A 25,883-nucleotide genomic window follows, 5' to 3' on the forward strand; every position below is an offset into this window, starting at 1 on the left:
TGGAAGTGAGGTCACGTCATGTCCGTGCACGATGAACTGACGACCGTCCAGCGCTGCCTCGACGACCTGGTCAGGTCGGTGGGGCGACTGGAGAAGCAGCTGGGCAGCGGCGGTCTGGAGATCCGTCGCGTCCGCTCCGACACCAACCACCTGCGCGAGAGCCTCGCGCTGCTCCGGGAGACCGCCGTCGCCGCGGCGGGCCCGGCCGAGCGGCTCGACCTCGTGACCATCTCCGACACCCCCTACGACCCGTCGCTGTGGGTGGACACCGACGACGAGGGTCTCGGCGCCCGCGACCGCCGCGCCCCCTGACCCCGCCCGACCTCCGCCCCCCGCCGACCCGGCGCCCCCGACCCCTACCGGAGTGGACGACGTGGCCACTGGTACGGAACCCCCCGCGACCGAACCCGAGCGCCGCGGCGGCGTGAGATCCGGCACGCGCGCCGCGATCTCCGCCCCGCACCTGCGGACCGACCGCTGGTGGCTGGCCCCGGCCGCCACCGCGGCCGGGCTGTTCGCCTTCGTCGTCTACTCGACCTGGCGGGCGCTCTCCAACGCCGACTACTACGCGGCGCCGTACGTGTCGCCGTTCTACTCACCGTGCCTCGCGGAGAACTGCGAGCCGATGCGCGGCGGCCCGAACTGGGAGCTGTTCGGCGGCTGGTGGGGCCTCTCGCCGGCGATCATCATCCTGATCTTCCCGCTCGGCTTCCGGCTGACCTGCTACTACTACCGCAAGGCCTACTACCGCAGCTTCTGGGCGTCCCCTCCGGCCTGCGCGGTCGCCGAACCGCACACGAAGTACACCGGCGAGACCCGCTTCCCGCTGATCCTGCAGAACGTCCACCGGTACTTCTTCTACGCGGCGCTGCTGGTCGCGCTCGTCCTGACCTACGACACGGTGCTGGCCTTCCGGGACGAGGACTACGCCTGGGGTCACATGGGCCTCGGCACGCTCGTCCTCCTGGTCAACATCGTGCTGATCTGGCTGTACACGATCTCCTGCCACTCCTGCCGGCACATCGTCGGCGGGAAGCTCAAGCACTTCTCGAAGCATCCGGTGCGCTACCGGATGTGGCAGTGGGTGAGCCGGCTGAACGCCCGGCACATGCAGCTCGCCTGGGCCTCGCTGGTCAGCGTGGCGCTCGCCGACCTCTACGTCTATCTCGTCGCGTCCGGTGTCTTCGACGATCCGCGCTTCTTCTAGCTGGGGGCCTTGCCTATGTCCGTGGTGGACCGACAGGAGTGGGACGTCGTCGTGGTCGGGGCCGGCGGCGCGGGCCTGCGCGCCGCGATCGAGGCGCGCGAGCGGGGCGCCCGTACCGCCGTGATCTGCAAGTCGCTGTTCGGCAAGGCGCACACCGTGATGGCCGAGGGCGGCATCGCGGCGGCGATGGGCAACGTCAACTCCGGCGACAACTGGCAGGTGCACTTCCGCGACACCATGCGCGGCGGGAAGTTCCTCAACCAGTGGCGGATGGCGGAGCTGCACGCCCAGGAGGCGCCCGCACGGGTGTGGGAGCTGGAGACCTGGGGCGCGCTGTTCGACCGGACCGAGGACGGGCGGATCTCCCAGCGCAACTTCGGCGGCCACGAGTACCCGCGCCTGGCGCACGTCGGCGACCGCACCGGCCTGGAACTGATCCGCACCCTCCAGCAGAAGGTCGTCGCGCTCCAGCAGGAGGATTTCGCCGAGACCGGTGACCACGAGTCCCGGCTGAAGGTCTTCCAGGAGTGCACGGTCACCCGGGTGCTGAAGGACGGCGACCAGGTCAGCGGCGTCTTCGGCTACGCACGCGAGTCCGGCCGCTTCTTCGTCCTCCAGGCGCCCGCGGTGGTGATCGCCACCGGCGGCATCGGCAAGTCCTTCAAGGTCACGTCGAATTCGTGGGAGTACACCGGCGACGGGCACGCGCTGGCGCTGCTCGCGGGCGCGCCGCTGCTGAACATGGAGTTCGTGCAGTTCCACCCGACGGGGATGGTCTGGCCGCCGTCGGTGAAGGGCATCCTGGTCACCGAGTCGGTGCGCGGCGACGGCGGGGTGCTGCGCAACTCCGAGGGCAAGCGGTTCATGTTCGACTACATCCCGGACGTCTTCAAGGACAAGTACGCGGAGTCCGAGGAGGAGGCCGACCGCTGGTACGACGACCCGGACCACCACCGCCGCCCGCCCGAGCTGCTCCCCCGCGACGAGGTGGCCCGCGCCATCAACGCCGAGGTCAAGGCGGGCCGCGGCTCCCCGCACGGCGGGGTCTTCCTGGACGTGTCCAGCCGGATGCCCGCGGAGGTGATCAAACGCCGGCTGCCGTCGATGTACCACCAGTTCAAGGAGCTGGCGGACGTCGACATCACGGCCGGGCCGATGGAGGTCGGGCCGACCTGCCACTACGTGATGGGCGGCATCGCCGTCGACTCCGACTCGGCGGCGGCGCGCGGGGTGCCGGGGCTGTTCGCGGCCGGTGAGGTCGCGGGCGGCATGCACGGCTCCAACCGGCTCGGCGGCAACTCGCTGTCCGACCTGCTGGTCTTCGGCCGCCGGGCCGGCCGGTACGCGGCGGACCACGCGAGCGCCAGGGCCGGGGCGCGGCCCCGCGCGGACGACGCCCAGGTGGACGCGGCGGCGGCCGAGGCGCTGCGGCCGTTCTCGGCGGAGGGCGGGGAGGCGGTGGCCGACGGCCCGCCCGAGAACCCGTACACGCTGCACCAGGAACTCCAGCAGACGATGAACGACCTGGTCGGCATCATCCGCCGGGAGCACGAGATGCGACAGGCGCTGGAGAAGCTCGCCGAGCTGCGGGCACGGGCCCGTCGCGCGGGCGTGGAGGGCCACCGGCAGTTCAACCCGGGCTGGCACCTGGCGCTGGACCTGCGGAACATGCTGCTGGTCAGCGAGTGCGTGGCCCGGGCGGCGCTGGAGCGCACCGAGTCGCGCGGCGGCCACACCCGGGAGGATCACGCCGCCATGGACCGCGCCTGGCGCAACGTGAATCTGCTGTGCACGCTGACCGACCCCACGGGCGGGCTCGCCGCCACCGACGCGGTACGCGGGCAGATCACCCTCACCCGCGAGACCACCGAACCCATCCGCCCCGACCTGCTCGCCCTCTTCGAGAAGGACGAGCTGGTCAAGTACCTGGCCGAAGAGGAGCTCTACGAGTGAGCAGCTACGAGGCCCGCTTCGAGGTGTGGCGGGGGGACGTCGACGGAGGCGGCCTGGAGGACTTCCGGGTCGAGGTGAACGACGGCGAGGTGGTCCTCGACATCATCCACCGCCTCCAGGCCACCCAGGCCCCCGACCTCGCCGTGCGCTGGAACTGCAAGGCCGGGAAGTGCGGTTCGTGCTCGGCGGAGATCAACGGGCGTCCCCGGCTGCTGTGCATGACCCGCATGTCGGTGTTCGGCCGGGACGAGACGGTCACCGTGACGCCGCTGCGGGCGTTCCCGGTGATCCGGGACCTGGTGACGGACGTCGGCTTCAACTACACCAAGGCGCGGCAGATCCCGGCGTTCGTGCCGCCGGCCGGGGTCGGTCCGGGCGAGTACCGGATGAAGCAGGAGGACGTGGACCGCCCGCAGGAGTTCCGCAAGTGCATCGAGTGCTTCCTGTGCCAGGACACCTGCCACGTCGTCCGCGACCACGAGGAGAACAAGCGGGCGTTCGCCGGTCCCCGTTTCCTGATGCGGGTGGCGGAGCTGGACATGCACCCGCTGGACGCGGCCGAGGAGTCCGGCCTGGACCGCGGGCGCACGGCCCAGGACGAACACGGCCTCGGCTACTGCAACATCACCAAGTGCTGCACGGAGGTCTGCCCCGAGGGCATCAAGATCACGGACAACGCGCTGATCCCGCTGAAGGAACGGGCGGTGGACCGCACGTACGACCCGCTCGTGTGGCTGGGCGACAGGATCCGCCGCCGGTCCTAGGGGTCAGCGGACCCAGCCGTCCTCGAACTCCTTCCAGTTGGTCTCCGTCGCCGCGAAGTCGATGTAGGGGGCGAGGCCGAAGAGCTCGCGGTCGGGGTCCGTGCGGGACAGGCCGAGGCGGGCGCCCCGGACGGCGGCGGCGACGGTCTCGGCGTGGCCCCAGTGGCTGGGGTTGCTCTCGTAGTAGAAGGGCAGGCCCATCAGTAGATGGGTGGTGGGCGGGGTGACCTCCAGGGCGAGCGAGGTCTGCTGGGCCACGTACCCGCCGTAGGTGCTCTCGAAGGGGCGCGCGGTGTCGTACGACATCACGGCGATCTGGTCGACGCGCCGGGCCACCTGGCCGAAGAACTTCTGCGACCACCACTTGGGGTGGTCGGCGAGGAATCCGGCGACGGTGTGCAGGTGCGGGAGCGGGTCGATCTGGTGCGCGGCCACGGACAGCGCCGCGTCCCGGTCCTGGGTGAGTCTCCGCAGGTCGTCCAGCAGATCCAGGTAGTCCTGGTCGTCGGAGTGCAGCGGCTCCAGGTCGAGGTGGACGCCCTCGTAGCCGGCGTCGAGGACCTGGCCGGCGCTGCGCACCACCTCGGCGCGGGTGGCGGCGTCGCTCAGCTCCAGGCCGTCGGGGCCGCCGTTGGCGAGGACGTCCCCGAGGAACGCCTGGACCCGGACGCCGGGCAGTTCCCGGTGCACCGCGCCGATGAACCAGCGGGCGCGCGGATACGCCGACTCCGGCAGCGTGCCGTCGTGCTCCAGCGGACCGGAGTGGACGTACAGGTCCCGGATGCCGGTGTCCTTCAGACGGCGGGCGAGGCCGGCGACGTCGGCGTCCTTCTTGCGTCCGTCGACCCAGGCGTGGCCGAGCCACATGGCGTCCCGGTTCCGGGTGTAGGTGCCGTCCGCCGGGTCGCCCATGTAGTTGACCCGCAGCGCGGTCTCGATGGCGAGGAGCGGCACGATCAGCACCAGGGCGAGCACCAGGGCGGTGCGTCCGGCCCGCCGCACCCAGGGCCTGCGGCGGCGTTTCCCCTCGGGCACGGTCTCGGGCGCGGACTCGGGCACGGACTCCGTGTCGCTCTCGCCGGGTGTACCGTCCCGCGACTCCGTGTGTTCCATGCCGCCGTTCCCCTCGTCGTCGGATGTTGCGGGTGAGGACGAGGGGAACGGGTGTTCCGGTTGCGGTCGCGGCGCATGATCACGAAGGGTCACCGCCGGGTCGCCGGGGCGTCAGAAGAGGCTGAGCAGCGCCTCCGCCGGGTCGGTGAGGCCGGTGTCGGACCCGGGCAGCGGCAGTTCGAACCACACCGTCTTGCCCCGGGGGGTACGCCGTGAGCCCCAGGCGGCGCTCAGCAGGCCGACGAGCTGGAGGCCGCGGCCGCCCTCGTCGGTGTCGCGGGCGCGCCGCCTGCGCGGCTGGACCAGGCCGGAGTCCCAGACCTCGCAGACCAGGGTGCGGTCGAGCAGCAGCCGGAGCCTGATCTCCCCCTCGCCGTACCGCAGGGCGTTGGTGACGAGCTCGCTGACCAGCAGCTCCGTGGTGTCGACCAGGGGCTCCATGTCCCAGGCGAGGAGCTGGGCACGGGCGTGCTCGCGGGCCCGGCCCACGCTGCGCGGCTCGCGCGGCAGCGTCCAGTCGCCCACGGAGTCGGCGGGCAGGCCCTGTACACGTGCCATCAGCAGCGCGATGTCGTCCTCGCCGTGACGGGTGTCGAGCGTGTTGAGGACGTGGTCGCAGACGTCCTCCAGCGGGGCGGAGGGGTCGGTGAGCGTGCCCACGAACGCCTGGAGTCCCTCGTCGAGGGGGTGATCGCGGCTTTCGACCAGTCCGTCCGTGTAGAGCGCGAGCAGGGCGCCCTCGGGCAGCTCGACCTCCACCTCCTCGAAGGGCTCCCCGCCGACGCCGAGCGGCATGCCGGGCGGCACGTCGAGCATGAGCGCGTTCTCGCCGGGCTCGACCAGGACGGGCGGCAGGTGGCCCGCGTTGGCGAAGGTGCAGCGGCGGGTGACGGAGTCGTAGACGGCGTAGACGCAGGTGGCCAGGTACACCTCGGAGAGGTCCGCCTCGCGCGGGCGGCGGGCGGCTCTGGTCGCCTGCTGGACGCCTCCGGCGAACGCCTGGGAGGGCCCGCCGGGCGCGCCGAGACCGCGGGCGATCTCGTCGAGCTGGGCGAGCACCTCGGCCGGTTCGAGGTCGAGCTGCGCCAGGGTCCGTACGGCCGTGCGCAGTTCGCCCATCGCGACGGCGGCGCGCAGGCCGCGGCCCATGACGTCGCCGACGACCAGCGCGGTGCGGTGGCCGGGCAGCTCGATGACGTCGAACCAGTCGCCGCCGACCTCGCCGGCCCGTCCGGTCGCCGCGTTGCCGGGCAGGTAGCGGCAGGCGATGTCCAGGCCGGACGCCTCCGGGTCGCCGGGCGGGAGCAGGGACCGCTGGAGTATCAGCGCGCGTTCGTGCTCGCGCCGGTAGAGGCGGGCGTTGTCGATGCAGACGGCGGCACGCGCGGCCAGTTCGACGGCGAGGTCGCGGTCGCGGTCGCCGAACGGCTCGCTGCCCTTGGTGCGGGCGAACTGGACGAGGCCCACCACGGTGTCGTGGGCGACCATCGGGACCGCGAGCGTGGACTGCACCAGGCCGCCGTCCTCGCCGGGCACGGTCTGCGGGCGGGCGGTGCGCAGGGCCCCCGCACAGGGCGAGTTGAACGGGTAGTGGTGGACGGCGCCCAGCTTCACCGGCTCCCCGGTGCCGCTGATGGGGCCGTCGGACACGGCGCTGGCGAAGGCGACCCGGCGCACCTCGGCGCTGCCGTCGGCAAGACCCGGCGGGGTCTCGTCGCCGGCCAGCAGCCCCTGGTAGAGGTCGACGGTGGCCAGGTCGCAGAAGCCGGGCACGACCACGTCGAGCAGTTCGCGCGCGGTGGTCTCCAGGTCGAGGGAGTTGCCGATGCGCGCGCCGGCCTCGTTGAGGAGGGCGAGATTGCGCCGCGCGGCGGCGGCCTCGCGGGCGGCGGCACGCCGGGCGGTGATGTCGGTGCCCAGCCAGGCGATGCCGATGGGGCGGCCGCTGCCGCTGTGCACCCGGTAGAGGTTGACGGACCAGTGACGGCGCTCGTCGGAGCCGGGGACGGACCCGGTGACGTGCATGTCCGTGATCGACTCGCCGGTCTCCAGCACCCTCCGCAGGGTCGCCGCGACCCGCTCGGCCTCCCCGCGCGGGAGGTAGTCGTGGACGCCCTTCCCGCGGTGGTCGTCGGGCGTGCCGCCGAAGGTGGACGCGAACCGCTCGTTGGCCCGGCGGACCCGCAGGTCGGGGTCGATCAGCAGGAAGCCGAAGGGAGATTGGCCGAATATGGCCTGCGAAGCGGCCAGATCCGTCTCGATACGGCGCAGCGTGCGGACGTCGACGACGATGCAGACGGCGGCCTTCTCGCCCTCCTCGGTCCGCGTCGGCATGACGTAGACCTCGGCGACGCCCTCCCGGTCGCGCTCGTCCGCCGCCAGGCCGGCGGGCAGCCGGAACGGCACGACCCCGGTCCACTCCCGGCCGTCGAGGATCTCGGCCATCTTGCGCTGGCCGCGCTCCCTGCGGACGGGCTCGAGGAACGCCTCGATCGGGTCCATGCCGACGGCGCGCTCCGCCGGGATGCCGAAGATCTGCTCGGCGCGCAGGCTCCACTGGTCGACCAGCCCGTCGGGGCCGATGGAGAAGGACGCGACCTTGATGTAGTCGTACATGGAGCCGGGCGGGGCGGTCTGCCACATCGCGTCGCCGGACGGAGCATCGCCGGATACGAGGCCGTCGGCGGCCTCGCCCCTCGGGCCGCCCGACGAGTCCTCGGACTCCGTGGCCTTCGCTGGTATCTCGCTCACGCGAACCGTCCCCTCCAGCTCACCGCGTCCGGCACCGGTCACCGGGAGCGGCTGCCCGCAGTATCCAGCACTACGGCGCCGCACAACACGGTGTTCACGATCACAGCACGGTCCCGATGCTTTTCGGTCCGCGCCGTGAGAACACTCCCAGTCTTCTAACCAGCGGACACGCCGTCGAACCCCCGGTTCGACAACCGTCACGGAAGGGGACCGGTCACACGGGCGACGCGAGCACGCCCACACCCGCGAACGGCCGTGCGGGACCTCACCGGGGGACCACGAGTTCGCACCACACCGTCTTGCCGTGCGGACCGGACCGGTGCCCCCAGCGGCGGGAGGAGCGGGCCAGCAGCTGGAGACCGCGCCCGCCCTCGTCCTCGGGCCGGGCGACGCGTTCGTGCGGCGGCTCGGGGACCGGGTCGGACACCTCGACCAGCAGCACCCCGGACCGTCCCGCGGGCCGGGTCAGGCAGACGCCGACGGGTCCGGTGGCGTGCCGCAGGGCGTTGGTGACGAGTTCGCTGACCAGCAGCACCGCGAGATCGGCGACGCCGTCGAGCTCCCACCGGCCGAGCTGTTCGCGCACGGCGCGACGGGCGGCACGCACCGCGTCCGGATCCGCGGCGAGGGTCCACGTGACCCGGTCACCGTCGGTGTCGGTCACGCGGATCACCTCCCCGCCGAGCGAGTCAGGCAGTCCGGCCGTGTCCGGTTTCATATGGTCAATAGCCACATACCCGATATCCCGGACGGAGTACCGCGCACAACGGCGCGAGCCGCCGGCCGCTCGCGCGGGACGATGCCCACGGCGCGCTCATGCGCCGTCACTCCCGCGCGGGTGCGCCGGAATCGCGTCATACGCCGTCGCGTGATCCGAGGTGGGTGAGGGTGTCCCGCACGGCGGGCACGTCGTGCTCGATCCAGTCGACGTCCCAGACACGGTCGGGGGCGAGCCATCGCAACTCGTCGTGGTCCTGGAGGGGGCGCGGGGCGGCGGACCCGGGGCGCAGACGCGCGGTCCACACCTGCATGACGTACGGCGTCCGCAGCGGCCACTGGCCCGGGACGCGCTCCCCGGCCTCGGCGTCGACGCCGAGTTCCTCGCGCAGCTCCCGGACGACGGCAGCGTCCGGGGCCTCCCCCGGTTCGACCTTGCCGCCGGGCAGCTCCCAGAGCCCGGCCAGTTCGGCGGGCGCGCTCCTGCGGGCGGCGAGGAGCCGTCCCCCGTGCCACAGGGCGGCTCCGACCACCACGATCCGCTCGCTCATGCGCCGGAGCCTACGGGAGGGACGGGCCATCACCCGCCGGGGGCCGGGTCAGCTGACGGTGCGGCCGTTCTGGCCGATGCGCTCGACCCAGTAGAGCTGTTGGTGGCCACGGCCGTCGAGGCTGTCCGCGATCTTCTCCGCCTCGGCGCGTGTCGCGTAACGGCCCACCCGGTAGCGGTTGCCGTTGTCGTCCTGACGCACGACGAGCCAGGGAAGAGTCACCGTGCCGTCGCTCATCGCTCCCCTCCACTTGCCTCCCGCGGCCTGTGCCGCGCCCCGCCCGGTAAGGAAACCGCAGTCCGCATATGCCCGAGCCTACGCCTTACCTTCACTGAGCGAATACGCCTTTTCACGAACAGGCACGCAACCGGCCAGCGCGAAGGGGGCGCACGGCGGTGGATGCGCCGTGCGCCGGGGGCGACATGTCCGGTCAGCGGCGTATGGCCGTCCTCGCCCGGTCACTGGAGCGACCTGCGAGAACGGCCAAATTGCTTCGGCTGCGGGGTCGGTGCGGCACGCGCGGCGCGCCGGAGCGGAAGCGTGGTCCGGGGCGCGGAGGGGAGCGCAAGGGGGTGATGGGGCGGATGGGGAGGCGCGGGTGCCCTTGGGTGAGTCACGGAGAAGGCGGACCGAGGCGTGGGCGGGCTGCAGCAACGGCGGGCGGGCAGGGGCGAGGGGTCCGGGCTCCCGGGTGCGGCCCGCACACGCGCCACGACGATCGGCGGGCGGTTGCCGGGAGTCCTGCGGCCTCGGGTCACCCGCCACTCCACACGCCGCGCGTCCGGGGCGGGGCGCCGTTCCCGGCCCCGTGCCACGCTCGGCGCGAAGACCGGGCCAGGCAGATGCGGGAGCCCTCGACGCCGGTCCCCCACGCGCCCCCGCCCGTGACGGCCGACCCCCGCGCGGGCCGCCCGGAACCCCTACTTCACCGGCAGGTGGTACGCCGCCCTGTACCGGTCCGCCGGGATGACGACATCCGCCGTCTCCACCGGGCGGCCCGACGCGAAGTACGTGCGCTGGATGACCAGGACGACGTGGCCGGGGACGCCCCCGAGCAGCAGCAGCTCCTCCGCGAGGCCGGGACGCGCGCCGACCTCCTCCGTGACGTTGTCCACGATGACGTCGATCGCGCGCATGCGCTCGACGACGCCCATACCGCCCAGTGGGCCCTCCTCGGGCAGCATCACGGGCGTGCGCCCGGTGAGGGCGAGCGGCTCCCAGGACGTGGAGAGCATCATCGGCTCGCCGGCCTCCCGGAAGAGGTACTTCGTGCGCATCACGCGGTCCCCCGCGTCGATGTCCAGCCGCTGGGCGATCGACGCGCTGGCGTCCGTCTGCTCGCTGCTGGACTCCCAGGTGCCGCGCACGCCGACGTCGGCCTGCTCCTGCCGGAACGGCGTCGCCCCGCGCTCCGGGCGGAACCCGGACCGGGCGACCCGCCGCGGCACGGGCCGCTCCCGCACGTACGTCCCCGAGCCCGAGCGGCCCTCGACGAGCCCCTCGGCCATCAGCACCTTGCGCGCCTCCAGCGCGACCGTGTCCGAGACGCCGTACTCCTCGCGGATGCGGGCCTGGGAGGGGAGCCGGGTGTGGGGCGGCAGCTGACCGTCGACGATCTTCTTGCGGAGATCACCCGCGACGCGCAGGTACGCCGGCTGCTCACCGAATGTCACTGGCCGCTCCCCTCGGGTTGTACAGACAGCAACAGAGTGGCAACTCTGGGTTGTCCGAAGCAAGCGAAGGCCAGAGAATCACTCGAAGTGATGATTTCTGCCGCAGGAGGGCTTCACGCAGGCACTTTCTCCCCGCTACGGGAGTTCTCACACCTGCATCTCACCGGCTTCCGGCTCCTGCTCGCCCCCCTCGTCGTACGCGGGCGGTGAGGTGGCCAACCTCAAGGCTTCGCGCACGGTGACGGAAAGGGACGGATCGGTCGCGTCCCAGGCCTCCTCCTCCCGGATCCAGTAGGAGTCCGGGTCGGTGGCGCTCGCCGCCCGCCCCCAGGCGACCCGCGCCTTGCCCAGGTCCACGATCAGCTCGTCCACCGGCCCCCGCGCCGCCTTCGGCCACTCGTGCGCGCGCAGCAGCCGCGCCTGCTCCGCGACGGCCTCCTCGACCTGCCCGGCCCACTCCCGGTCGTCGCTCACGTCGTCGTCGGGGTGGTCGGACCCCGGCACCTCGTCCAGCGCGGCGTTGAGCACCTCGGCCGCCTCCAGGTAGGTGAGCTGATGGACGTCGAGGGTGGTCTCGTCGCTGCGCAGCGACCCGGTGAGGCGGGTCCCGTCCTCGCGGCCGAGCACACAGGCGATGGAGCGGTCGCCGTACCTCCAGCTCTGCCGGGACGGGACGAAGTAGTAGACGCCGACCTCCTCCGGCAGCGACCAGGCGTCCATGACGTAGGCGGCCCGCAGTGCGTAGCAGCGGTCCTCGCCCAGTTCGACGAGGCTGTCGTCGCCGGGGAAGTCGCTCCCGGGGACGGTGACGAGGGCGAAGACCTCGCCGTCGTGCTCGTCGGAGCAGGGCACCCGGGCGGCCTCGGTGGTCCAGCCCTCCAGCCCGCCGGGCGAGGTGAAGCAGTCACCCTTGCGCAGGGACAGGACGCTGTCGGCGCGTGCCCCGTCCTTGAAGCCCTCCCAGACGTCCGCCGCGACCCCGGTGGCGAGCGACACCGTCCACAGCGCCAGCCCGAGCGACGACAGCGCGACGCCGGCGACCGCCATCCCCTGCCCGCGCTCCCCCCGCCGTTTGATCTGCCGCAGCGCGATCAGCCCCAGCACCAGCCCCACGGCGGGCAGGAAGCACAGCACTCCGAGGACGAGGGCGGCGATGGCGACCCCGTTGACGGGGACGGGCGGCCGGGGCCCGTACGGCCCGTAGAGGAAGTACGGGGCGGGACCGGGCGTGCCCTGGTGGGGGAGGTGCGGCGGCTGGGCGCCGCCTTCGTGCTGCGGCCCGGCGGGCGGAGGTATCGACACGACGCGCATCGTAAGCGGACGGTGACGGGCCCCGCCCCGGGGGATGCCCCCCGGGGCGGGGTGCCGGTCCGCCGGACCGGCCGGTGTCCGTACCTCGGCGGATGCGCTCAGTGCGTACGGAGCGGGTGCGCTCAGCCCACGTACAGCAGGCGGTTGGGCGAACCGCTGCCCGGGCTGGTGACCACGCCGGTGGTGGCGGAGGAGGTCAGCGCGGACGAGACCTGGGCGGGGGTGGCCGACGGGTTGCCGGCCAGGTACAGGGCGGCGGCGCCGGCGACGTGCGGGCTGGCCATCGAGGTGCCGGAGATGGTGCTGGTGGCCGTGTCACTGGTGCGCCAGGCGGAGGTGATGGAGGAACCGGGCGCGAACAGGTCCACCACCGAACCGTAGTTGGAGTAGCTGGCGCGGGAGTCGGTGGACGTGGTGGCGCCGACCGTGATCGCCTCGGTCACCCGGGCCGGGGACTTGGTGGAGGCGTTGGTGGACTCGTTGCCTGCCGCGACGACGAAGGTGACACCGGCGGCGACGGCGTTGCGGACGGCCGCGTCGAGCGTGCTGTCCGCACCGCCGCCGAGCGACATGTTGGCGACGGCCGGCTTGACCGCGTTGCGCGCCACCCAGTCGATGCCGGCGACGACCTGCGCGGTGGTGCCGGAGCCGGAGTTGTTGAGCACGCGGACGCCGACGATCCTCGCCTTCTTGGCGACGCCGTACGCGTTGCCCGCGACGGTGCCGGCGACGTGGGTGCCGTGGCCGTTGCCGTCCTGGGCCACGTTGTCGCCGTCGACGGCGTCGTAGCCGTTGGACGCGCGGCCGCCGAAGTCGCTGTGGCTGATGCGGACGCCCGTGTCGATGATGTACGCCGTCACGCCCTGCCCGGCCGAGTCGGGGTAGGTGTAGGCCCGGTTGACGGGGCGGTTGCGCTGGTCGATCCGGTCCAGGCCCCAGGAGGGCGGGTTGGACTGGGTCGCGGTGACGGTGAAGGTGCGGTTCTGCACCACCGAGGCGACGGCCGGGTCCGCGGCGAGACGCTTCGCCTCGGCCTCGGAGGCCTCGATCTCGTAGCCGTTGAGCGCCTTGCTGTAGGTGCGCTCGATGGCGGCGCCGTACTTCTCGGCCAGGGCGCGGCCCTCGCCGGTGGTCGAGCGGGCCTCGTCGGCCTTCAGGGTCACGATGTAGCTGCCGGCGACGGCGTTCGCGGCGCCCGCGTACTGGATGCGGCCTTCGGGAGCGGCCGGCGCCGCTCCCGCGGGGAGTGCGGAGACCAGGCTCGCGACGAGCGCCGCGGAGGCCGCGGCGCCGAGGACGGCCAGTCTTCGCCGGGGGTGACGCATCACTGCCATGGAGGGTTCCTCCTCAATCGGTGGTGCGCGTTCATGTGGGGGATGGTGCGGGGGTGGTGCGGTGACGCACGGGTGCGCACGTGCCGGAACACACCTGTATGTCAGGGTCATGACAAGGCGAGCCGTCATGTCCCTGCGCGTCAGCCGAAAGATTGAGGGTTCCACAGGAATTGCACAAGGGCGCCTCGACGGCCTACGGACCCCGCCGTTCCGATCCGGACACCGGGCGCCCGGCACAGATGCGGCGCAACCGCCCGGCACGGATGTGGCACAACCGCCCGGCACAGCCGCGACACAGCCGCGACACAGCTGACCCATGGACTCCCCGCCCGCCCCCGTTAACATGTTCGAGCTCACGACGGATGTCCTCGTTCACCGGCTGTCCACCGGAAGTCCCAGCCCACCCGGCCCTTCGGCGCACATGCGCCACGTGCCCGTGACGCCACCTGCCCACAACCGAATCACCAGGCGAACCAGTTGAGAATCGAACCCACTCGAATACCGCCGCGGGACGACCGCGGGACGCAGCCCGCCACGTGGCGCCGGCCCCGCGTGGTCCTGTGGACCGCGGCGGGTGCGGCGACCCTGGGCTTCCTCGTCGCGCTGGAGATCGTGGCGCGCGGCTACGGCTTCTCAGGGCCGATCACCGAACAGTCGCGGGAGGTGGTCTTCGCCCCCGAGTCGGGTCCGCTGCTCTACGGCGGTCTGGCACTGACGATGGTGGTGCTCACCTGGCGGCAGCGGCTGATCGCGCTGGGCGTCGCCGCCGCCGTGGACGTCGTCTTCTTCCTGGTCCGGTGGGCGCTCGACGCCGAGATGAACTTCGGCAACGGCGCGCTGTGGGTGGTGCTCGGCTGTGCGGTCCTCGGCCTCACGCGCCGCACCGGGCAGGAACGGATGCTGCTGCTGAAGGGCACCGGTCTGGGCCTGCTGCTGGTGGCCGGCCACAAGACCGGTGACACCTGGCTGCTGATCACGTCGGAGACCCGGCCGACCGTCCTCGACGCCTACGTGGCGGCCGCGGACCACGCCCTGGCCGACCCGTCGTGGCTGGCCGGCCGCCTCATGGACGCCACCGCGCCGGTCAGCACGGGCGTCCTGCACGTGGTCTACGGCCAACTCCCGCTGGCCGCAGCCCTCGTCGGCCTCTACCAGCTGCGCCGGGTCGCGGTGGAGCGCCGCTTCCCCGCCCACCACCTGGTGCGCACGTTCCTGGTGATCGGCCTGCTCGGCCCCGCGATCTACATGATCTTCCCGGTGGTCGGACCGATCTTCGCGTACGGCACGGACGGCGGCGCCTGGGCGACGGCGAACCTCTGGCCGGAAACCCTGCCGCCGGTGACCGACCCACAGCCGATCCCGTTCGACGGCGTCACCCCGCGCAACTGCATGCCGAGCCTGCACACCGCGTGGGCGGTCACCCTGTTCGTCCACACCCGCGACGGCTCCCGGGCGGTGCGCTGGGCGGGCGCCTTCTGGCTGGCCGGCACCCTCGCCGCGACCCTGGGCTTCGGCTACCACTACGGCGCCGACCTGCTCGCCGGCGTGGTCTTCGCCCTGACGATCGAGACGGCGGTGCGGTGCTCCGCGCACGGCTGGGACCGCGCGAGCGTCCGCCTGGTCGCCCTCGGCACGAGCGTCTTCGCCGCGCTGCTGTCGGCGTACCGCTGGCTGCCGGTGGAAATGGCCGCCCGGCCCTGGCTGTTCGGCCCTCTCCTGCTGCTGGTGACGGGCGGGGTGATCCACGCGTACGTGCGGACGGCGCGGGGACGGAACACGAAGGTGTCCGTTCCCGGACCTCGGTCCGCACCGGAGGCGGCGGGATCCCGGGGTGCGGCGGAGAACACGGAGCCGGCCGAGCCGGTGAAGCCGGCGGAGACCGCCGAGCCACAGGGGACGGCCGGCTCCCCGAAGTCGCCTGAATCGCCCGGGTCGCCGGACGCACGGCCGGAACTGGTCTGACGCCTGGGACAGGGTCACGGCCGGAACTCGAACCGCCCCGGTTCGAGCAGAGGCCCGGCCGACGCCCCGCCGTGCTCGTCCGAGGGGTGCACCGACCAGGGACAGCGTCAGGGGCCACCCGGCCCCTGACGCGTGCCGGTGCCGACCAGCCACGCCCGCACCGACGCCACCTGTTCCGTCCCGGCCGGGAGGACCGGCTCAGTGACGACAGCCGGGAGTTCAGCAGTGACAGCGGGCCGCGAGGATCACGATCCCCTTGTCCGTGACCAGGTGGACCAAGTGGTGCTCGTCGTCGGTCCGCCGCGGCCAAGCACCGGGCAGGCGGTACTCGAGCAGTTCGGGCTGACCGATTCCGGTGAAGGGGTCGCGTTTGACGTCCTCGACGAGCTGGTTGATCCGAGCGAGCGTCTTGCGGTCGTTCCTGAGCCAGGACGTGTAGTCCTCCCAGCCCTGACCCTCGAAGAGGAGTCTCACTCAGCACCCTCACGGGCCGCGTCCGGCGAGCCGGGGCCGATCAGCTCTCGCTCCGACACGTCGACGTCGGCCAAGGCGTTCTCGTACGCCTTGAGCAGTCGGCGAGCGTTCGCCGGAGAGCGCAGCAGATACGACCCTTCGCGCAGGGCTGCTTGATCCTCGGCCGAGACGAGTACGGCATTGCCGTGCCTGGAGACGATCTCGATGGCCTCGTGGTTGCCGTTGACCTTCTTGATCAGCGGAAAGAGAGCCTTGCGGGCTTCGCTCGCAGTTACGGACATGGCCTGCCTCTCTCCGTCAGTGGTACTGAATAACGCACCACTCTCACTGCTCATGGACAGAGCAGACACCCGACGAAGGAGCCGGCTCTCGAAGAGACCAGCCCCAACCGCCCGCGGGCTTGACGGAACCCTCAGCGCACGGCGGAGAACCGCTTACACGGTGAAGCGGAACGCATCAAGCCCGACCCTGACCTGCGGCGGAGCTCAGCCCAGGGCCCTGAACGGCGCTTTCACCGTTTGGTTACGTCGGCCGCCGATGAGCGGTTGCGACCGTACCGCGGCCTGTCTGCGGACCGGGCAACCTCCCCTGTGCGGCCCTGGCCCTCCACGCCCACGGAGTTACGACCACCGGTAGTATCGGCGCCATGAGCGGTAGCAAAAAGTACTCCATCAGCCTGCCCGAGGACCTTGCCGAGGCCGTACGCGCCCATGTCGGACCCGGCGGCTTCTCCGCCTATGTCGCCGAAGCCCTCGAACAACGGGTCGCCATGGACAAGCTTCGGGAGCTCGTCGCCGACTTCGAGACCGACAACGACGAGCTCACCCGCGAGGAGATCGAGGCCGCCCGCGCGCTGCTGCGCCATGACCACCGGCAGGTCGGCGGTGCCGCCGCCTGATGCCCGGAACCCTGCTGCTCGACAGCGAAGGACTCTCCAAGCTCTACCGCAAGGACCGCACCGTCGTGACTCTGGTCCAGGCCGCATCGGAGGAGGGCATCCGCGTGGCCACCAGCGCCATGACCACCCTTGAGGCCGATTACGAGCGGATCCACCCGGCCCGCATCAAGTGGGTCCTCTCCCGCATCGACGTTCACGACGTCACCAAGGAGGTCACCGACGAGGCCGCCGCCCTCCTTCGCACCCATCATCTCCACGGTCATGAATACGCCATCGACGCCGCCTTCGCCGTCATCGCCCGCGACGCGCCCCCGCCGGTCACCGTCCTCACTTCCGACCCCGAGGACCTGACGCTCCTCTGCGGCCCTGCCGTAGAGGTCGTCAAGGTCTGAAACACCGGCCCCGGTCACGCCGCCCTGCCCCGCGGCCGGCACCACAGCGCCCTACGGGACCGGGGCTCCCGGAAGAGTCCGGGCGGTGCCGCGGCTCGCGCGGGACGAGACCGGACCCCGATTCGGCCTGTACGTGTCCGTGGCCGGTGCCGGCCGCTGGTCGCCCCTGGGCGGGCCGGTGGTGGACGGCTCCTGGCCGGGCTGGTGAGGCCCACAGCAGCCGGCCAGCCGGAACGGCACGACCATCATCCTCACAGCCGGAGCAGAAGGGACGGTCCGCGGCGATGTCCCCCAGCCTTCGGCTGGGGGGTGCCCCCAGTCGATGGACGGCATCCAACCGCGAGCTGAGCGTACGGGTGGCCGTTGCGAAGGTGGGCGAGGGTGAGCAGGGCCTGTCGGTCTGGGCTCGGACGTCGCCACCGGGTGCCGAGCTCCCGACGGTGCCGGCGGAGCTTGGCGGACAGGAAGCGCAGGGCGGAGCTGGACAGGCCGACGCCCGACGGGTGGACAAGCACACGAAGCCTCTGGTGGAGACGTATTTCTTGGTCGAAAACCTACCCCCCAGGGGCTTCACCCGTGTGTCAGCCCAACTGGCTTGCCCGGCCGCCGGGCTGGAAAGGACTCACTCCCCGGAAAGGCCGGGACCAGGCGGAGAAAAAGGAAGGGCCAGACCGTGCGATCCGGCCCCTTACCTGGGGTTTCTCGCCTATGACCTGCGGTTCGACAGATCAAGGGATCAGCCACTAGACGTTGAAGCGGAACTCCACCACGTCCCCGTCCTGCATGACGTAGTCCTTGCCCTCCATGCGCGCCTTGCCCTTGGCGCGGGCCTCGGCGACCGAGCCGGTCTCGACCAGGTCGTCGAAGGAGATGACCTCCGCCTTGATGAAGCCCTTCTGGAAGTCGGTGTGGATGACACCGGCGGCCTCGGGGGCGGTGGCGCCCTTCTTGATGGTCCAGGCGCGGGACTCCTTGGGGCCGGCCGTCAGGTAGGTCTGCAGGCCGAGGGTGCGGAAGCCGACGTGCGCGAGGGTGGCGAGACCGGGCTCCTCCTGGCCGACGGACTGGAGCAGCTCGAGCGCCTCGTCCTCCTCCAGCTCGGCGAGGTCCGCCTCCAGCTTGGCGTTGAGGAAGATCGCCTCGGCGGGGGCGACCAGCGCGCGTTGCTCGTTCTTGAAGTCCTCGTCGGTCAGCTCGTCCTCGTCGACGTTGAAGACGTAGAGGAACGGCTTGGTGGTGAGCAGGTGCAGGTCGTGGAGGAGCTCCGCGCGCTCGGTGCCCTGGACGATGCCCTGCGAGAACAGCGTGTCGCCCTTCTCCAGGATCTCCTTGGCCTCCTCGACCGCCTTGACCTTGGGCGCGACGTCCTTCTTGATCCGCGACTCCTTCTGCAGGCGCGGGAGGACCTTCTCGATGGTCTGCAGGTCGGCGAGGATCAGCTCGGTGTTGATCGTCTCGATGTCGTCCTTCGGCGAGACCTTGCCGTCGACGTGGACGACGTTCTCGTCCTTGAAGGCGCGGATGACCTGGCAGATCGCGTCGGACTCCCGGATGTTCGCGAGGAACTTGTTGCCCAGGCCCTCGCCCTCGGACGCGCCGCGCACGATGCCGGCGATGTCGACGAAGTCGACCGTGGCCGGGAGGATCCGCTGCGAGCCGAAGATCTCCGCCAGCTTGGTCAGCCGGGGGTCGGGGACGCCCACGACGCCCACGTTGGGCTCGATCGTGGCGAACGGGTAGTTGGCCGCCAGCACGTCGTTCTTGGTCAGGGCGTTGAACAGGGTCGACTTGCCGACATTCGGCAGACCGACGATTCCGATCGTGAGCGACACGTTGCGACTTCCCGTACGTGAGGAGGGGGGCGAGGGCCGGCCGTGGGGCCGACGTGGACCGATCCACCAGTCTACGGCGTGCCCGCGGCCGGCCGGCGGCTGTGTCGAACGCCCGGCCGATGGCCGGATACCGGCGTGTCCGACGGGCCGCCGGACACATAAAACGACCTAAGTTGGTCCAGTGGAGCAACACAGGACGCGACCCGCCCAGCACGGACCGCGAGGCGAGCCGGCGCCGAGCCCGTCGGCGGCCCCCCGCACGTCACGGCCGCCCGGACCGCCGCTGCCCCCGCAGGCGGGGCGGACGACGGGCGGCGGGGCCGCCCGGTCCCCGCGCGCCCAGCGGCCCCCGCGACGCCGGCCCGCTCCCCCGCCCGCCGCGCGGCGCGTGCCCGGCCCCCGGCTCACCGGGCTGGGCGGCGGACTGTTCTGCGGGGCCGTGATGCTGGTGCTCGGGCTGCTCACGGAGGTGTGGTTCGGCGCCTCGCTGACCGTGTACGGGGTGCTGTTCCTGCCGGTGTGCGTGTTGACCGCGCTGTGGGTGCGCGACGGGGACCTGCTCATCGCGCCCGTGGTGGTGCCGATCGCCTTCGCCGTGGGGCTGGTGCCGGTCGCCGACGAGGGCGGCGGAAGCACGCCGGACCGGCTGATGGGCATGGTGACCGGTCTCGCCACCCAGGCCGGGTGGCTCTACGGCGGGACGCTGGTCGCGGGTGTGCTGGTGATCGCCCGCCGGGTGCGGCGGGTCCGCACGGCCAACCGGCGCCTCGCACAGGAGCGGGCAGGTAAGGCGGCCTCCTGACGACGCCCGCCCGGCCATCGCCTTCGGGCTCGACGCGACGCCCGCCCCGCACGACCGCCCCCGGGCCCGACGCGCCCGCCCGCACATCCTCCGGGCCCGACGCGACGCCTGCCCCGCAACCGCCCTCGGGCCCGGTGCGACACCCGCCCGCGCGCCCCTCGGACCCGGCACGACGCCCGCCCGGCCACAAGCCCCGACGCCCGCGAGGCCCGACGCCCGCATCGGCCCGGCCGGCCTCCCCCGGCCTACACCCCCGTCGCCGCCCGCATCGCCGCCCCCACGATGCCCGCGTTGTTCTGCAGGTGGGCCGGGACGATCTCCGCCTTGATGCCCTCGATCCTCGGCAGGAACTTGTGCGCCTTGCGGCTGACGCCGCCGCCGATCACGAACAGCTCGGGCGAGAACAGCATCTCCACGTGGGCGAGGTACTTCTGCACCCGGCACGCCCACTCGTCCCACGACAGGTCGTGGTCCTCCCTGGCTTTGCTGGACGCCCGCTTCTCCGCGTCGTGGCCCTCCAGCTCCAGGTGCCCCAGCTCAGTGTTGGGAACGAGGACGCCGTCCGCGAACAGGGCGCTGCCGATGCCGGTGCCGAAGGTCAGCACGATCACCGTGCCCTTGCGGTGCCGGCCGGCGCCGAAGTGCATCTCGGCGATGCCGGCCGCGTCCGCGTCGTTGACCACCGTCACCGGCAGGCCTCCCAGGCGGTCGCCGAGCAGGACGCGCGCGTCGGTGTCGATCCAGCCCTTGTCGACGTTGGCCGCCGTGCGGATCGTGGTGCCGTCGGTGACGACGCCGGGGAAGGTGACGCCGACCGGGCCGGTCCAGCCGAAGTGGTCGACGACCTGCTTCACCCCGTCGGCCACCGCGTCCGGCGTGGCCGGGTACGGGGTGAGGACCTTGCAGCGCTCCTGCGCCAGGTCCCCCTTGTCGAGGTCGACCGGGGCGCCCTTGATCCCGGATCCGCCGATGTCCACGCCGAAGATCTGCATGGCACCACGGTACGACGACCGGGGGACGGCCACGGGGTCGAACGCCGTGATCGCGACCGCCCCCGGGGGAGCACGCGGGGGGACGCGTGGGGGGGCTAGCCCTCGCTGCCGGCGCCGCCGCGCTCGGCCGCCAGCGCGGCGGCCTCCTCGCGCAGGTCGCGGCGGAGCTCCTTGGGGAGGGAGAAGGTGATGGACTCCTCGGCCGCCTTGACGATCTCCACGTCCTCGAAGCCGCGCTGCGACAGCCACTCCAGGACCTGCTCGACCAGCACCTCCGGCACCGAGGCGCCCGAGGTGACGCCGACCGTGGAGACGCCCTCCAGCCAGGCCTCGTCGATCTCGTCGGCGAAGTCCACCAGGTAGGCCTCGCGGGCGCCGGCCAGCTTGGCGACCTCGACCAGCCGCTTGGAGTTGGAGGAGTTGCGGGAGCCGACCACGATGACCAGGTCGGCCTCGGCGCCCATCTGCTTCACCGCGAGCTGGCGGTTCTGCGTGGCGTAGCAGATGTCGTCGCTCGGCGGGGAGAGGAGCTGGGGGAACTTCTCCTTCAGGGCGTCGACGGTCTCCATGGTCTCGTCGACGCTGAGCGTGGTCTGGGAGAGCCAGACGACCTTCGACGGGTCGCGGACCTCGACCTTCTCCACGTCGCCGGGGCCGTCGACCAGCTGGATGTGGTCGGGGGCCTCGCCGGAGGTGCCGATGACCTCCTCGTGGCCCTCGTGCCCGATCAGGAGGATGTCGTAGTCCTCGTTGGCGAAGCGGACCGCTTCCTTGTGGACCTTGGTGACCAGCGGGCAGGTGGCGTCGATGGTGGCGAGCCGGCCGCGCCGGGCCTCCTCGTGGACGACCGGGGCGACGCCGTGCGCGGAGAACATCACGATGTTGCCCGGGGGCACCTCCTCCGTCCGCTCGACGAAGATCGCGCCCTTCTTCTCCAGGGTCTGCACGACGTACTTGTTGTGCACGATCTCGTGCCGGACGTAGACGGGAGCCCCGTACTGCTCCAGGGCCTTCTCGACGGCGATCACGGCGCGGTCCACCCCCGCGCAGTAGCCCCGGGGGGCGGCGAGCAGGACACGGCGGCCAGTCGAAGCGGTCATGCGTCCCATCGTACGGGCCGTGCGCGCGGGGTCCGGGCGCGGTGCTCCGTCGGTGGCGGCGCACCGGTGTCGGCGGGGCGCACTACGCTCGCGGGCATGGCTGTGAACACGTCCGCGGACGCCCCCCTGCCGGTGGGAGAGGTGTCGCGGCTCATCGGCGGGTGGATCGACCGGCTCGGCGCGGTGTGGGTGGAGGGGCAGATCACCCAGCTGTCGCGGCGGCCGGGCGCGGGGGTGGTGTTCCTGACGCTGCGCGACCCCTCGTACGACGTCTCGGTGGGGGTGACCTGCTACCGGCAGGTGTTCGACGCCGTCGCGGACGTCGTGAGCGAGGGCGCGCGGGTGGTGGTCCACTGCAAGCCGGAGTGGTACGCGCCCCGGGGGCAGCTGTCGCTGCGGGCCGCCGAGATCCGGCCGGTGGGGGTCGGGGAGCTGCTGGCGCGGCTGGAGCAGCTGAAGAAGTCGCTGGCGCGCGAGGGACTGTTCGCGCCGGAGCGCAAGAAGCCGCTGCCGTTCCTGCCGCGGCTGGTCGGGCTGGTGTGCGGGCGCGCGTCGGCGGCCGAGCGGGACGTGCTGGAGAACGCGCGGCACCGCTGGCCGGCGGTCCGCTTCGAGATGCGGAACGTCGCGGTGCAGGGGGTGCACGCGGTGCCGCAGGTGGTCCAGGCCGTGCGGGAGCTGGACGCGCTCGACGAGGTGGACGTGATCGTCGTGGCGCGGGGCGGGGGCAGCGTGGAGGACCTGCTGCCGTTCTCCGACGAGCAGCTGGTGCGGGCGGTGGCGGCCTGCCGTACGCCGGTCGTCTCGGCGATCGGGCACGAGCCGGACAGCCCGCTGCTGGACCTGGTCGCCGATCTGCGCGCCTCCACGCCGACCGACGCCGCCAAGAAGGTGGTGCCGGACGTGGGCGAGGAGTACGAGCGGGTGCGGATGCTGCGGGACCGCGCGCGCCGCTGTGTGGGCGCCCTGCTGGAGCGGGAGGAGCGGGGGCTGGCGCACGCGCTGGCCCGGCCGTCGCTCCAGGATCCGCACCGGATGGTCGACGCCCGGGCCGAGGAGGTCACGATGCTGCTGGACCGGGGCCGGCGGGCGCTGCGCCACCAGCTGGACCGGGCCGACTCCGAGCTGACGCACACGCACGCGCGCGTGGTGGCCCTCTCCCCCGCCGCCACGCTGAAGCGCGGGTACGCGGTGCTGCAGCGGGAGGACGGGCAGGCGGTGCGCGCTCCCGGTGAGGTGGAGGCGGGCGAGGTGCTGCGGGCGCGGGTGTCCGCGGGTGAGTTCACGGTACGGGTCGATGCATGAGGTGGACGGAATGACCGGGAAGACGGAGCAGACGGCGGCGGCCGAGGCGCTCGGCTACGAACAGGCGCGGGACGAGCTGATCGAGGTCGTACGCCGCCTGGAGGCGGGCGGTACGACGCTGGAGGAGTCGCTCGCGCTCTGGGAGCGGGGCGAGGAGCTGGCCAAGGTGTGCCGGCGCCGGCTGGACGGGGCGCGGGCCCGGCTGGACGCGGCGCTCGCGGAGGAGGAGCAGGCCGGGGCCGCCGAGGAGAACTGACTTTCGGTTGAACGTTGAACTTCACAGGGGTACGCTCGCCCCGTAAACCGGACCGCGGTCCGTTAATTCCGTACGGGCCGTCGCACATCCCATGAGGTCACGCATGTCTCTCCTTCTCGACCCCGCCGCCCAGGACCTGCTGTTCCGCGAGGCGCGCACCGCCAACACGTTCACCGACGAGCCGGTGACCGACGAGCAGGTCCGGGCGGTCTACGACCTGATCAAGTACGGCCCCACGTCCATGAACCAGTCGCCGCTGCGCATCACGCTGGTCCGCTCCCCCGAGGCCCGCGAGCGCCTGGTGCGGCACATGGCCGAGGGCAACCGGGCCAAGACGGCCACCGCGCCGCTCGTCGCGATCCTCTCCGCGGACAACGAGTTCCACGAGGAGATGCCGCACCTCTTCCCGCACTTCCCGCAGGCCAGGGACGCCGTCTTCGGCGAGCGCCCGGTCCGGGAGGCCTCCGCCGCGCTGAACGCCGCCCTCCAGGCCGCGTACTTCATCATCGGCGTCCGGGCCGCCGGTCTGGCCGCCGGCCCGATGACCGGCCTCGACTTCGAGGGCGTGCGCAAGGAGTTCCTGGACGACGACCACACCCCGCTGATGGTCGTGAACATCGGCCGCCCCGGCCCCGACGCCTGGTTCCCGCGCAGCCCGCGCCTGGAGTACGAGCAGGTCGTCACCACCGTCTGAGCCCCGGGCGGGACGGCGGAAAGGGGCGGGGCCCCGGATCGGCGATCCGGGGCCCCGCCTCTGGTGCGTGCGCGCCGGTCACTCCGCGCGCAGCGCCTCCGCCATCTTCGTCAGCTCCCCGAAGGACGCCGTGCCGGTCACCACGGTCGTCGAGCCCGGGGTGTCCTCCAGCACCAGGGCGTCGTAGCGCTCGCCCTCGTAGCGCGTCCAGGTCTTGCCGTCGATCCGCTGGGTCGCCCCGGTCGGCTCGGCCCGCTGCGTCTTGTCCTCGATGAACGCCGTGCGCTTGCCGGCGGACTGCTCGACCGCCGCGTACTCGCCGTCGGGGGTGCGGAAGCCCAGGTGCCAGGACTCGTCCTCGGCCGCGCGGTAGCGCACGGAGGTGGGCTTCCACGCCTCGGGCAGCCCCTCGGGGGCGACCACCGGGTAGGAGGCGGCCCGGCGGGCGGTCAGCAGATCGATGCGGTAGTCGACGCGCTTGACCTCGGGCTCACCGCCCGTGCGCGGGAGGAACAGCCACACCACTCCCGCCGCGAGCACGATGAGCGCCAGGGACAGAACCATGTCCCTGGCCGACTTCTGCATGCTGTTCGTTCCTGCCACGCCTCCTATCGTCGCAGGTGCCCGCGGCGCTCATCCGTGGGGTCCCCTGCTCATTTTGTCTGCCTGGCGATAGAGTCATGGCCATACCCTCAACCGGCCGTCGTCGTACAGAAAGGTGCGCTCCGATGACCGAACACCACCATCTGCCGTCCGAGCTCGATGTCCCCTCCGAGGCCCCCGACCGCAACCTCGCCCTGGAACTCGTACGGGTCACCGAGGCGGCCGCGATGGCCGCGGGCCGCTGGGTAGGGCGCGGCGACAAGAACGGCGCCGACGGCGCCGCGGTACGCGCCATGCGCACCCTGGTCTCCACCGTCTCGATGAACGGCGTCGTCGTCATCGGCGAGGGCGAGAAGGACGAGGCCCCGATGCTCTTCAACGGGGAGCGCGTGGGCGACGGCACCGGCCCGGAGTGCGACATCGCGGTCGACCCGATCGACGGCACGACGCTGACGGCCAAGGGCATGACCAACGCCATCGCGGTGCTGGCGGCGGCCGAGCGCGGCTCGATGTTCGACCCGTCGGCCGTGTTCTACATGGACAAGCTGGTCACCGGTCCGGATGCGGCCGACTTCGTCGACATCAACGCCCCGGTGAGCGTGAACATCCGCCGGGTCGCCAAGGCGAAGCGGGCCACCCCCGAGGACGTCACCGTGGTGATCCTGGACCGGCCGCGGCACGAGGGCATCATCAAGGAGATCCGGGAGACCGGGGCGCGCATCAAGCTGATCTCCGACGGCGACGTGGCCGGCTCGATCCTGGCGCTGCGCGAGGGCACCGGCATCGACCTGCTGCTGGGCATCGGCGGCACCCCCGAGGGCATCATCTCGGCCTGCGCGGTGAAGTGCCTGGGCGGCACCATCCAGGGCAAGCTGTGGCCGAAGGACGACGAGGAGCGGCAGCGGGCGATGGACGCGGGGCACGACCTGGACCGGGTGCTGACCACGGAGGACCTGGTCACCGGCGACAACGTGTTCTTCGTGGCGACCGGCATCACCGACGGCGAGCTGCTGCGGGGCGTGCGCTACCGCTCGGAGACGGCGACGACCGACTCGATCGTGATGCGGTCCAAGTCGGGGACGGTACGGCGCATCGACTCCGAGCACCGGCTCAGCAAGCTGCGGGCCTACAGCGCGATCGACTTCGACCGGGCCAAGTGACCCTGGAGCCACCGGAAGGAGAGGCGTCCTCTGTGCGGA

General features: G+C 72.1%; 25 protein-coding genes and 3 pseudogenes. 13 read left to right on the forward strand and 15 right to left on the reverse strand.

The genetic code is table 11. The features are described from left to right. Positions 1 to 18 precede the first annotated feature (18 nt). The 4 genes from ACIQ8B_RS06915 (at position 19) to ACIQ8B_RS06930 (ending at position 3,924) form a co-directional block, all read left to right on the forward strand. A complete protein-coding gene (locus ACIQ8B_RS06915; protein WP_290008160.1) occupies positions 19 to 312 on the forward strand; it encodes a hypothetical protein in 294 nt (97 codons plus the stop codon). Positions 313 to 373: 61 nt separating this feature from the next. Then, a complete protein-coding gene (locus tag ACIQ8B_RS06920) occupies positions 374 to 1,207 on the forward strand; it encodes a hypothetical protein (protein ID WP_403545815.1) in 834 nt (277 codons plus the stop codon). Between the two features lie 15 nt (positions 1,208 to 1,222). After that, complete coding sequence (locus ACIQ8B_RS06925) at positions 1,223 to 3,160, forward strand: fumarate reductase/succinate dehydrogenase flavoprotein subunit (RefSeq protein WP_290008158.1); 1,938 nt, start codon at positions 1,223 to 1,225, stop codon at positions 3,158 to 3,160. Continuing rightward, entirely contained in the window at positions 3,157 to 3,924 is a 768-nt protein-coding gene (locus tag ACIQ8B_RS06930; protein WP_403545817.1) for a succinate dehydrogenase/fumarate reductase iron-sulfur subunit, read from the forward strand. The genes ACIQ8B_RS06925 and ACIQ8B_RS06930 overlap by 4 nt, the downstream gene beginning before the upstream one ends. A gap of 3 nt (positions 3,925 to 3,927) precedes the next feature. Here the strand turns inward: ACIQ8B_RS06930 and ACIQ8B_RS06935 are convergent, their stop codons facing one another. The 8 genes and pseudogenes from ACIQ8B_RS06935 to ACIQ8B_RS06970 form a co-directional block, all read right to left on the reverse strand. After that, the gene (locus tag ACIQ8B_RS06935) at positions 3,928 to 5,037 is read right to left on the reverse strand and encodes a hypothetical protein (RefSeq protein WP_403545819.1); all 1,110 of its coding nucleotides are present in this window, start codon (positions 5,035 to 5,037) and stop codon (positions 3,928 to 3,930) included. Between the two features lie 111 nt (positions 5,038 to 5,148). Next, positions 5,149 to 7,788, reverse strand: a complete 2,640-nt coding sequence (locus ACIQ8B_RS06940) for a SpoIIE family protein phosphatase (protein WP_290008156.1) — start codon at positions 7,786 to 7,788, stop codon at positions 5,149 to 5,151. A 265-nt stretch (positions 7,789 to 8,053) separates the two neighbouring features. Next, positions 8,054 to 8,506: an ATP-binding protein gene (locus ACIQ8B_RS06945; RefSeq protein ID WP_290008179.1), complete on the reverse strand. Its 453-nt coding sequence runs from the start codon at positions 8,504 to 8,506 to the stop codon at positions 8,054 to 8,056. Between the two features lie 136 nt (positions 8,507 to 8,642). Continuing rightward, positions 8,643 to 9,056 (reverse strand): (deoxy)nucleoside triphosphate pyrophosphohydrolase, encoded by a 414-nt coding sequence (locus ACIQ8B_RS06950; protein WP_290008154.1) that lies wholly within the window; start codon positions 9,054 to 9,056, stop codon positions 8,643 to 8,645. Between the two features lie 48 nt (positions 9,057 to 9,104). Then, positions 9,105 to 9,317: pseudogene (locus ACIQ8B_RS06955) on the reverse strand (hypothetical protein); the annotation flags it as partial. 659 nt (positions 9,318 to 9,976) lie between these two features. Next, the gene (locus ACIQ8B_RS06960) at positions 9,977 to 10,729 is read right to left on the reverse strand and encodes a GntR family transcriptional regulator (protein WP_290008152.1); all 753 of its coding nucleotides are present in this window, start codon (positions 10,727 to 10,729) and stop codon (positions 9,977 to 9,979) included. A gap of 147 nt (positions 10,730 to 10,876) precedes the next feature. After that, a complete protein-coding gene (locus ACIQ8B_RS06965; protein WP_403545822.1) occupies positions 10,877 to 12,040 on the reverse strand; it encodes a DUF4190 domain-containing protein in 1,164 nt (387 codons plus the stop codon). A 125-nt stretch (positions 12,041 to 12,165) separates the two neighbouring features. After that, positions 12,166 to 13,374: pseudogene (locus ACIQ8B_RS06970) on the reverse strand (S8 family peptidase); the annotation flags it as partial. A 552-nt stretch (positions 13,375 to 13,926) separates the two neighbouring features. Here ACIQ8B_RS06970 and ACIQ8B_RS06975 point away from each other — a divergent pair. Next, complete coding sequence (locus ACIQ8B_RS06975; RefSeq protein WP_403545824.1) at positions 13,927 to 15,336, forward strand: phosphatase PAP2 family protein; 1,410 nt, start codon at positions 13,927 to 13,929, stop codon at positions 15,334 to 15,336. 219 nt (positions 15,337 to 15,555) lie between these two features. Here the strand turns inward: ACIQ8B_RS06975 and ACIQ8B_RS06980 are convergent, their stop codons facing one another. Together ACIQ8B_RS06980 and ACIQ8B_RS06985 are read right to left on the reverse strand one after the other, a co-directional pair. Further along, positions 15,556 to 15,810, reverse strand: a complete 255-nt coding sequence (locus ACIQ8B_RS06980) for a Txe/YoeB family addiction module toxin (RefSeq protein ID WP_403545826.1) — start codon at positions 15,808 to 15,810, stop codon at positions 15,556 to 15,558. Next, positions 15,807 to 16,091 carry a type II toxin-antitoxin system Phd/YefM family antitoxin gene (locus tag ACIQ8B_RS06985; RefSeq protein WP_403545828.1) on the reverse strand — a complete coding sequence of 95 codons (285 nt, stop codon included), beginning with the start codon at positions 16,089 to 16,091 and terminating at the stop codon, positions 15,807 to 15,809. Before ACIQ8B_RS06985 ends, ACIQ8B_RS06980 begins: the two co-directional genes overlap by 4 nt. 365 nt (positions 16,092 to 16,456) lie before the next feature. On the opposite strand from ACIQ8B_RS06985, the gene ACIQ8B_RS06990 reads away from it, so the two are divergent. The 3 genes from ACIQ8B_RS06990 to ACIQ8B_RS07000 all read left to right on the forward strand — a co-directional run bounded on the left by ACIQ8B_RS06990 (position 16,457) and on the right by ACIQ8B_RS07000 (position 17,308). Further along, positions 16,457 to 16,708: a hypothetical protein gene (locus tag ACIQ8B_RS06990; protein ID WP_290008144.1), complete on the forward strand. Its 252-nt coding sequence runs from the start codon at positions 16,457 to 16,459 to the stop codon at positions 16,706 to 16,708. After that, on the forward strand, positions 16,708 to 17,100 hold the full coding sequence (locus ACIQ8B_RS06995; RefSeq protein WP_403545830.1) for a DNA-binding protein: 393 nt from the start codon (positions 16,708 to 16,710) through the stop codon (positions 17,098 to 17,100). The genes ACIQ8B_RS06990 and ACIQ8B_RS06995 overlap by 1 nt, the downstream gene beginning before the upstream one ends. A gap of 85 nt (positions 17,101 to 17,185) precedes the next feature. After that, the gene (locus ACIQ8B_RS07000) at positions 17,186 to 17,308 is read left to right on the forward strand and encodes a hypothetical protein (protein WP_290008141.1); all 123 of its coding nucleotides are present in this window, start codon (positions 17,186 to 17,188) and stop codon (positions 17,306 to 17,308) included. Here ACIQ8B_RS07000 and ACIQ8B_RS07005 read toward each other — a convergent pair. Then, positions 17,282 to 17,615 (reverse strand): annotated as a pseudogene (locus ACIQ8B_RS07005) (IS5/IS1182 family transposase); the annotation flags it as partial. The gene ACIQ8B_RS07000 and the pseudogene ACIQ8B_RS07005 overlap by 27 nt on opposite strands. Positions 17,616 to 17,843: 228 nt before the next feature. Beyond that, the gene (gene ychF, locus ACIQ8B_RS07010; protein WP_290008138.1) at positions 17,844 to 18,932 is read right to left on the reverse strand and encodes a redox-regulated ATPase YchF; all 1,089 of its coding nucleotides are present in this window, start codon (positions 18,930 to 18,932) and stop codon (positions 17,844 to 17,846) included. A 388-nt stretch (positions 18,933 to 19,320) separates the two neighbouring features. On the opposite strand from ychF, the gene ACIQ8B_RS07015 reads away from it, so the two are divergent. Continuing rightward, positions 19,321 to 19,734, forward strand: coding sequence for a DUF6542 domain-containing protein (locus ACIQ8B_RS07015; RefSeq protein ID WP_403545832.1), 414 nt, complete (start codon positions 19,321 to 19,323; stop codon positions 19,732 to 19,734). Between the two features lie 245 nt (positions 19,735 to 19,979). Here the strand turns inward: ACIQ8B_RS07015 and ppgK are convergent, their stop codons facing one another. Further along, on the reverse strand, positions 19,980 to 20,726 hold the full coding sequence (gene ppgK, locus ACIQ8B_RS07020; protein WP_403545834.1) for a polyphosphate--glucose phosphotransferase: 747 nt from the start codon (positions 20,724 to 20,726) through the stop codon (positions 19,980 to 19,982). Between the two features lie 95 nt (positions 20,727 to 20,821). Further along, positions 20,822 to 21,835: a 4-hydroxy-3-methylbut-2-enyl diphosphate reductase gene (locus ACIQ8B_RS07025; protein WP_290008132.1), complete on the reverse strand. Its 1,014-nt coding sequence runs from the start codon at positions 21,833 to 21,835 to the stop codon at positions 20,822 to 20,824. A gap of 87 nt (positions 21,836 to 21,922) precedes the next feature. Between ACIQ8B_RS07025 and xseA the strand changes: the two genes are divergently transcribed. The 3 genes from xseA (at position 21,923) to ACIQ8B_RS07040 (ending at position 24,081) form a co-directional block, all read left to right on the forward strand. Then, on the forward strand, positions 21,923 to 23,131 hold the full coding sequence (xseA, locus tag ACIQ8B_RS07030; RefSeq protein WP_403545837.1) for an exodeoxyribonuclease VII large subunit: 1,209 nt from the start codon (positions 21,923 to 21,925) through the stop codon (positions 23,129 to 23,131). Between the two features lie 10 nt (positions 23,132 to 23,141). Further along, positions 23,142 to 23,387, forward strand: a complete 246-nt coding sequence (locus tag ACIQ8B_RS07035) for an exodeoxyribonuclease VII small subunit (RefSeq protein ID WP_106412646.1) — start codon at positions 23,142 to 23,144, stop codon at positions 23,385 to 23,387. A 103-nt stretch (positions 23,388 to 23,490) separates the two neighbouring features. Then, complete coding sequence (locus ACIQ8B_RS07040) at positions 23,491 to 24,081, forward strand: malonic semialdehyde reductase (RefSeq protein ID WP_403545839.1); 591 nt, start codon at positions 23,491 to 23,493, stop codon at positions 24,079 to 24,081. Positions 24,082 to 24,159: 78 nt separating this feature from the next. Here ACIQ8B_RS07040 and ACIQ8B_RS07045 read toward each other — a convergent pair whose 3' ends face one another. Further along, the gene (locus ACIQ8B_RS07045; protein WP_290008177.1) at positions 24,160 to 24,666 is read right to left on the reverse strand and encodes a DUF4245 domain-containing protein; all 507 of its coding nucleotides are present in this window, start codon (positions 24,664 to 24,666) and stop codon (positions 24,160 to 24,162) included. Between the two features lie 143 nt (positions 24,667 to 24,809). Between ACIQ8B_RS07045 and glpX the strand changes: the two genes are divergently transcribed. Beyond that, complete coding sequence (gene glpX / locus ACIQ8B_RS07050) at positions 24,810 to 25,844, forward strand: class II fructose-bisphosphatase (protein ID WP_290008122.1); 1,035 nt, start codon at positions 24,810 to 24,812, stop codon at positions 25,842 to 25,844. Positions 25,845 to 25,883 lie beyond the last annotated feature (39 nt).

This window comes from Streptomyces sp. NPDC096105 (assembly GCF_044763335.1).
Taxonomy (GTDB): domain Bacteria; phylum Actinomycetota; class Actinomycetes; order Streptomycetales; family Streptomycetaceae; genus Streptomyces.

What these genes read in the sequence shown, in the direction of transcription:
- ACIQ8B_RS06925 (WP_290008158.1), top strand. Translation starts at nt 1,223, where the DNA reads ATGTCCGTGGTGGACCGACAGGAGTGGGACGTCGTCGTGGTCGGGGCC.
- ACIQ8B_RS07025 (WP_290008132.1), bottom strand. Translation starts at nt 21,835, where the DNA reads ATGGGACGCATGACCGCTTCGACTGGCCGCCGTGTCCTGCTCGCCGCC.
- ACIQ8B_RS06990 (WP_290008144.1), top strand. Translation starts at nt 16,457, where the DNA reads ATGAGCGGTAGCAAAAAGTACTCCATCAGCCTGCCCGAGGACCTTGCC.
- ACIQ8B_RS07035 (WP_106412646.1), top strand. Translation starts at nt 23,142, where the DNA reads ATGACCGGGAAGACGGAGCAGACGGCGGCGGCCGAGGCGCTCGGCTAC.
- ACIQ8B_RS06985 (WP_403545828.1), bottom strand. Translation starts at nt 16,091, where the DNA reads ATGTCCGTAACTGCGAGCGAAGCCCGCAAGGCTCTCTTTCCGCTGATC.
- ACIQ8B_RS07040 (WP_403545839.1), top strand. Translation starts at nt 23,491, where the DNA reads ATGTCTCTCCTTCTCGACCCCGCCGCCCAGGACCTGCTGTTCCGCGAG.
- ppgK (WP_403545834.1), bottom strand. Translation starts at nt 20,726, where the DNA reads ATGCAGATCTTCGGCGTGGACATCGGCGGATCCGGGATCAAGGGCGCC.
- ACIQ8B_RS06945 (WP_290008179.1), bottom strand. Translation starts at nt 8,506, where the DNA reads ATGAAACCGGACACGGCCGGACTGCCTGACTCGCTCGGCGGGGAGGTG.
- ACIQ8B_RS06915 (WP_290008160.1), top strand. Translation starts at nt 19, where the DNA reads ATGTCCGTGCACGATGAACTGACGACCGTCCAGCGCTGCCTCGACGAC.
- ACIQ8B_RS06965 (WP_403545822.1), bottom strand. Translation starts at nt 12,040, where the DNA reads ATGCGCGTCGTGTCGATACCTCCGCCCGCCGGGCCGCAGCACGAAGGC.
- ACIQ8B_RS06995 (WP_403545830.1), top strand. Translation starts at nt 16,708, where the DNA reads ATGCCCGGAACCCTGCTGCTCGACAGCGAAGGACTCTCCAAGCTCTAC.
- ACIQ8B_RS07045 (WP_290008177.1), bottom strand. Translation starts at nt 24,666, where the DNA reads ATGCAGAAGTCGGCCAGGGACATGGTTCTGTCCCTGGCGCTCATCGTG.
- xseA (WP_403545837.1), top strand. Translation starts at nt 21,923, where the DNA reads ATGGCTGTGAACACGTCCGCGGACGCCCCCCTGCCGGTGGGAGAGGTG.
- ACIQ8B_RS06950 (WP_290008154.1), bottom strand. Translation starts at nt 9,056, where the DNA reads ATGAGCGAGCGGATCGTGGTGGTCGGAGCCGCCCTGTGGCACGGGGGA.
- glpX (WP_290008122.1), top strand. Translation starts at nt 24,810, where the DNA reads ATGACCGAACACCACCATCTGCCGTCCGAGCTCGATGTCCCCTCCGAG.
- ACIQ8B_RS06935 (WP_403545819.1), bottom strand. Translation starts at nt 5,037, where the DNA reads ATGGAACACACGGAGTCGCGGGACGGTACACCCGGCGAGAGCGACACG.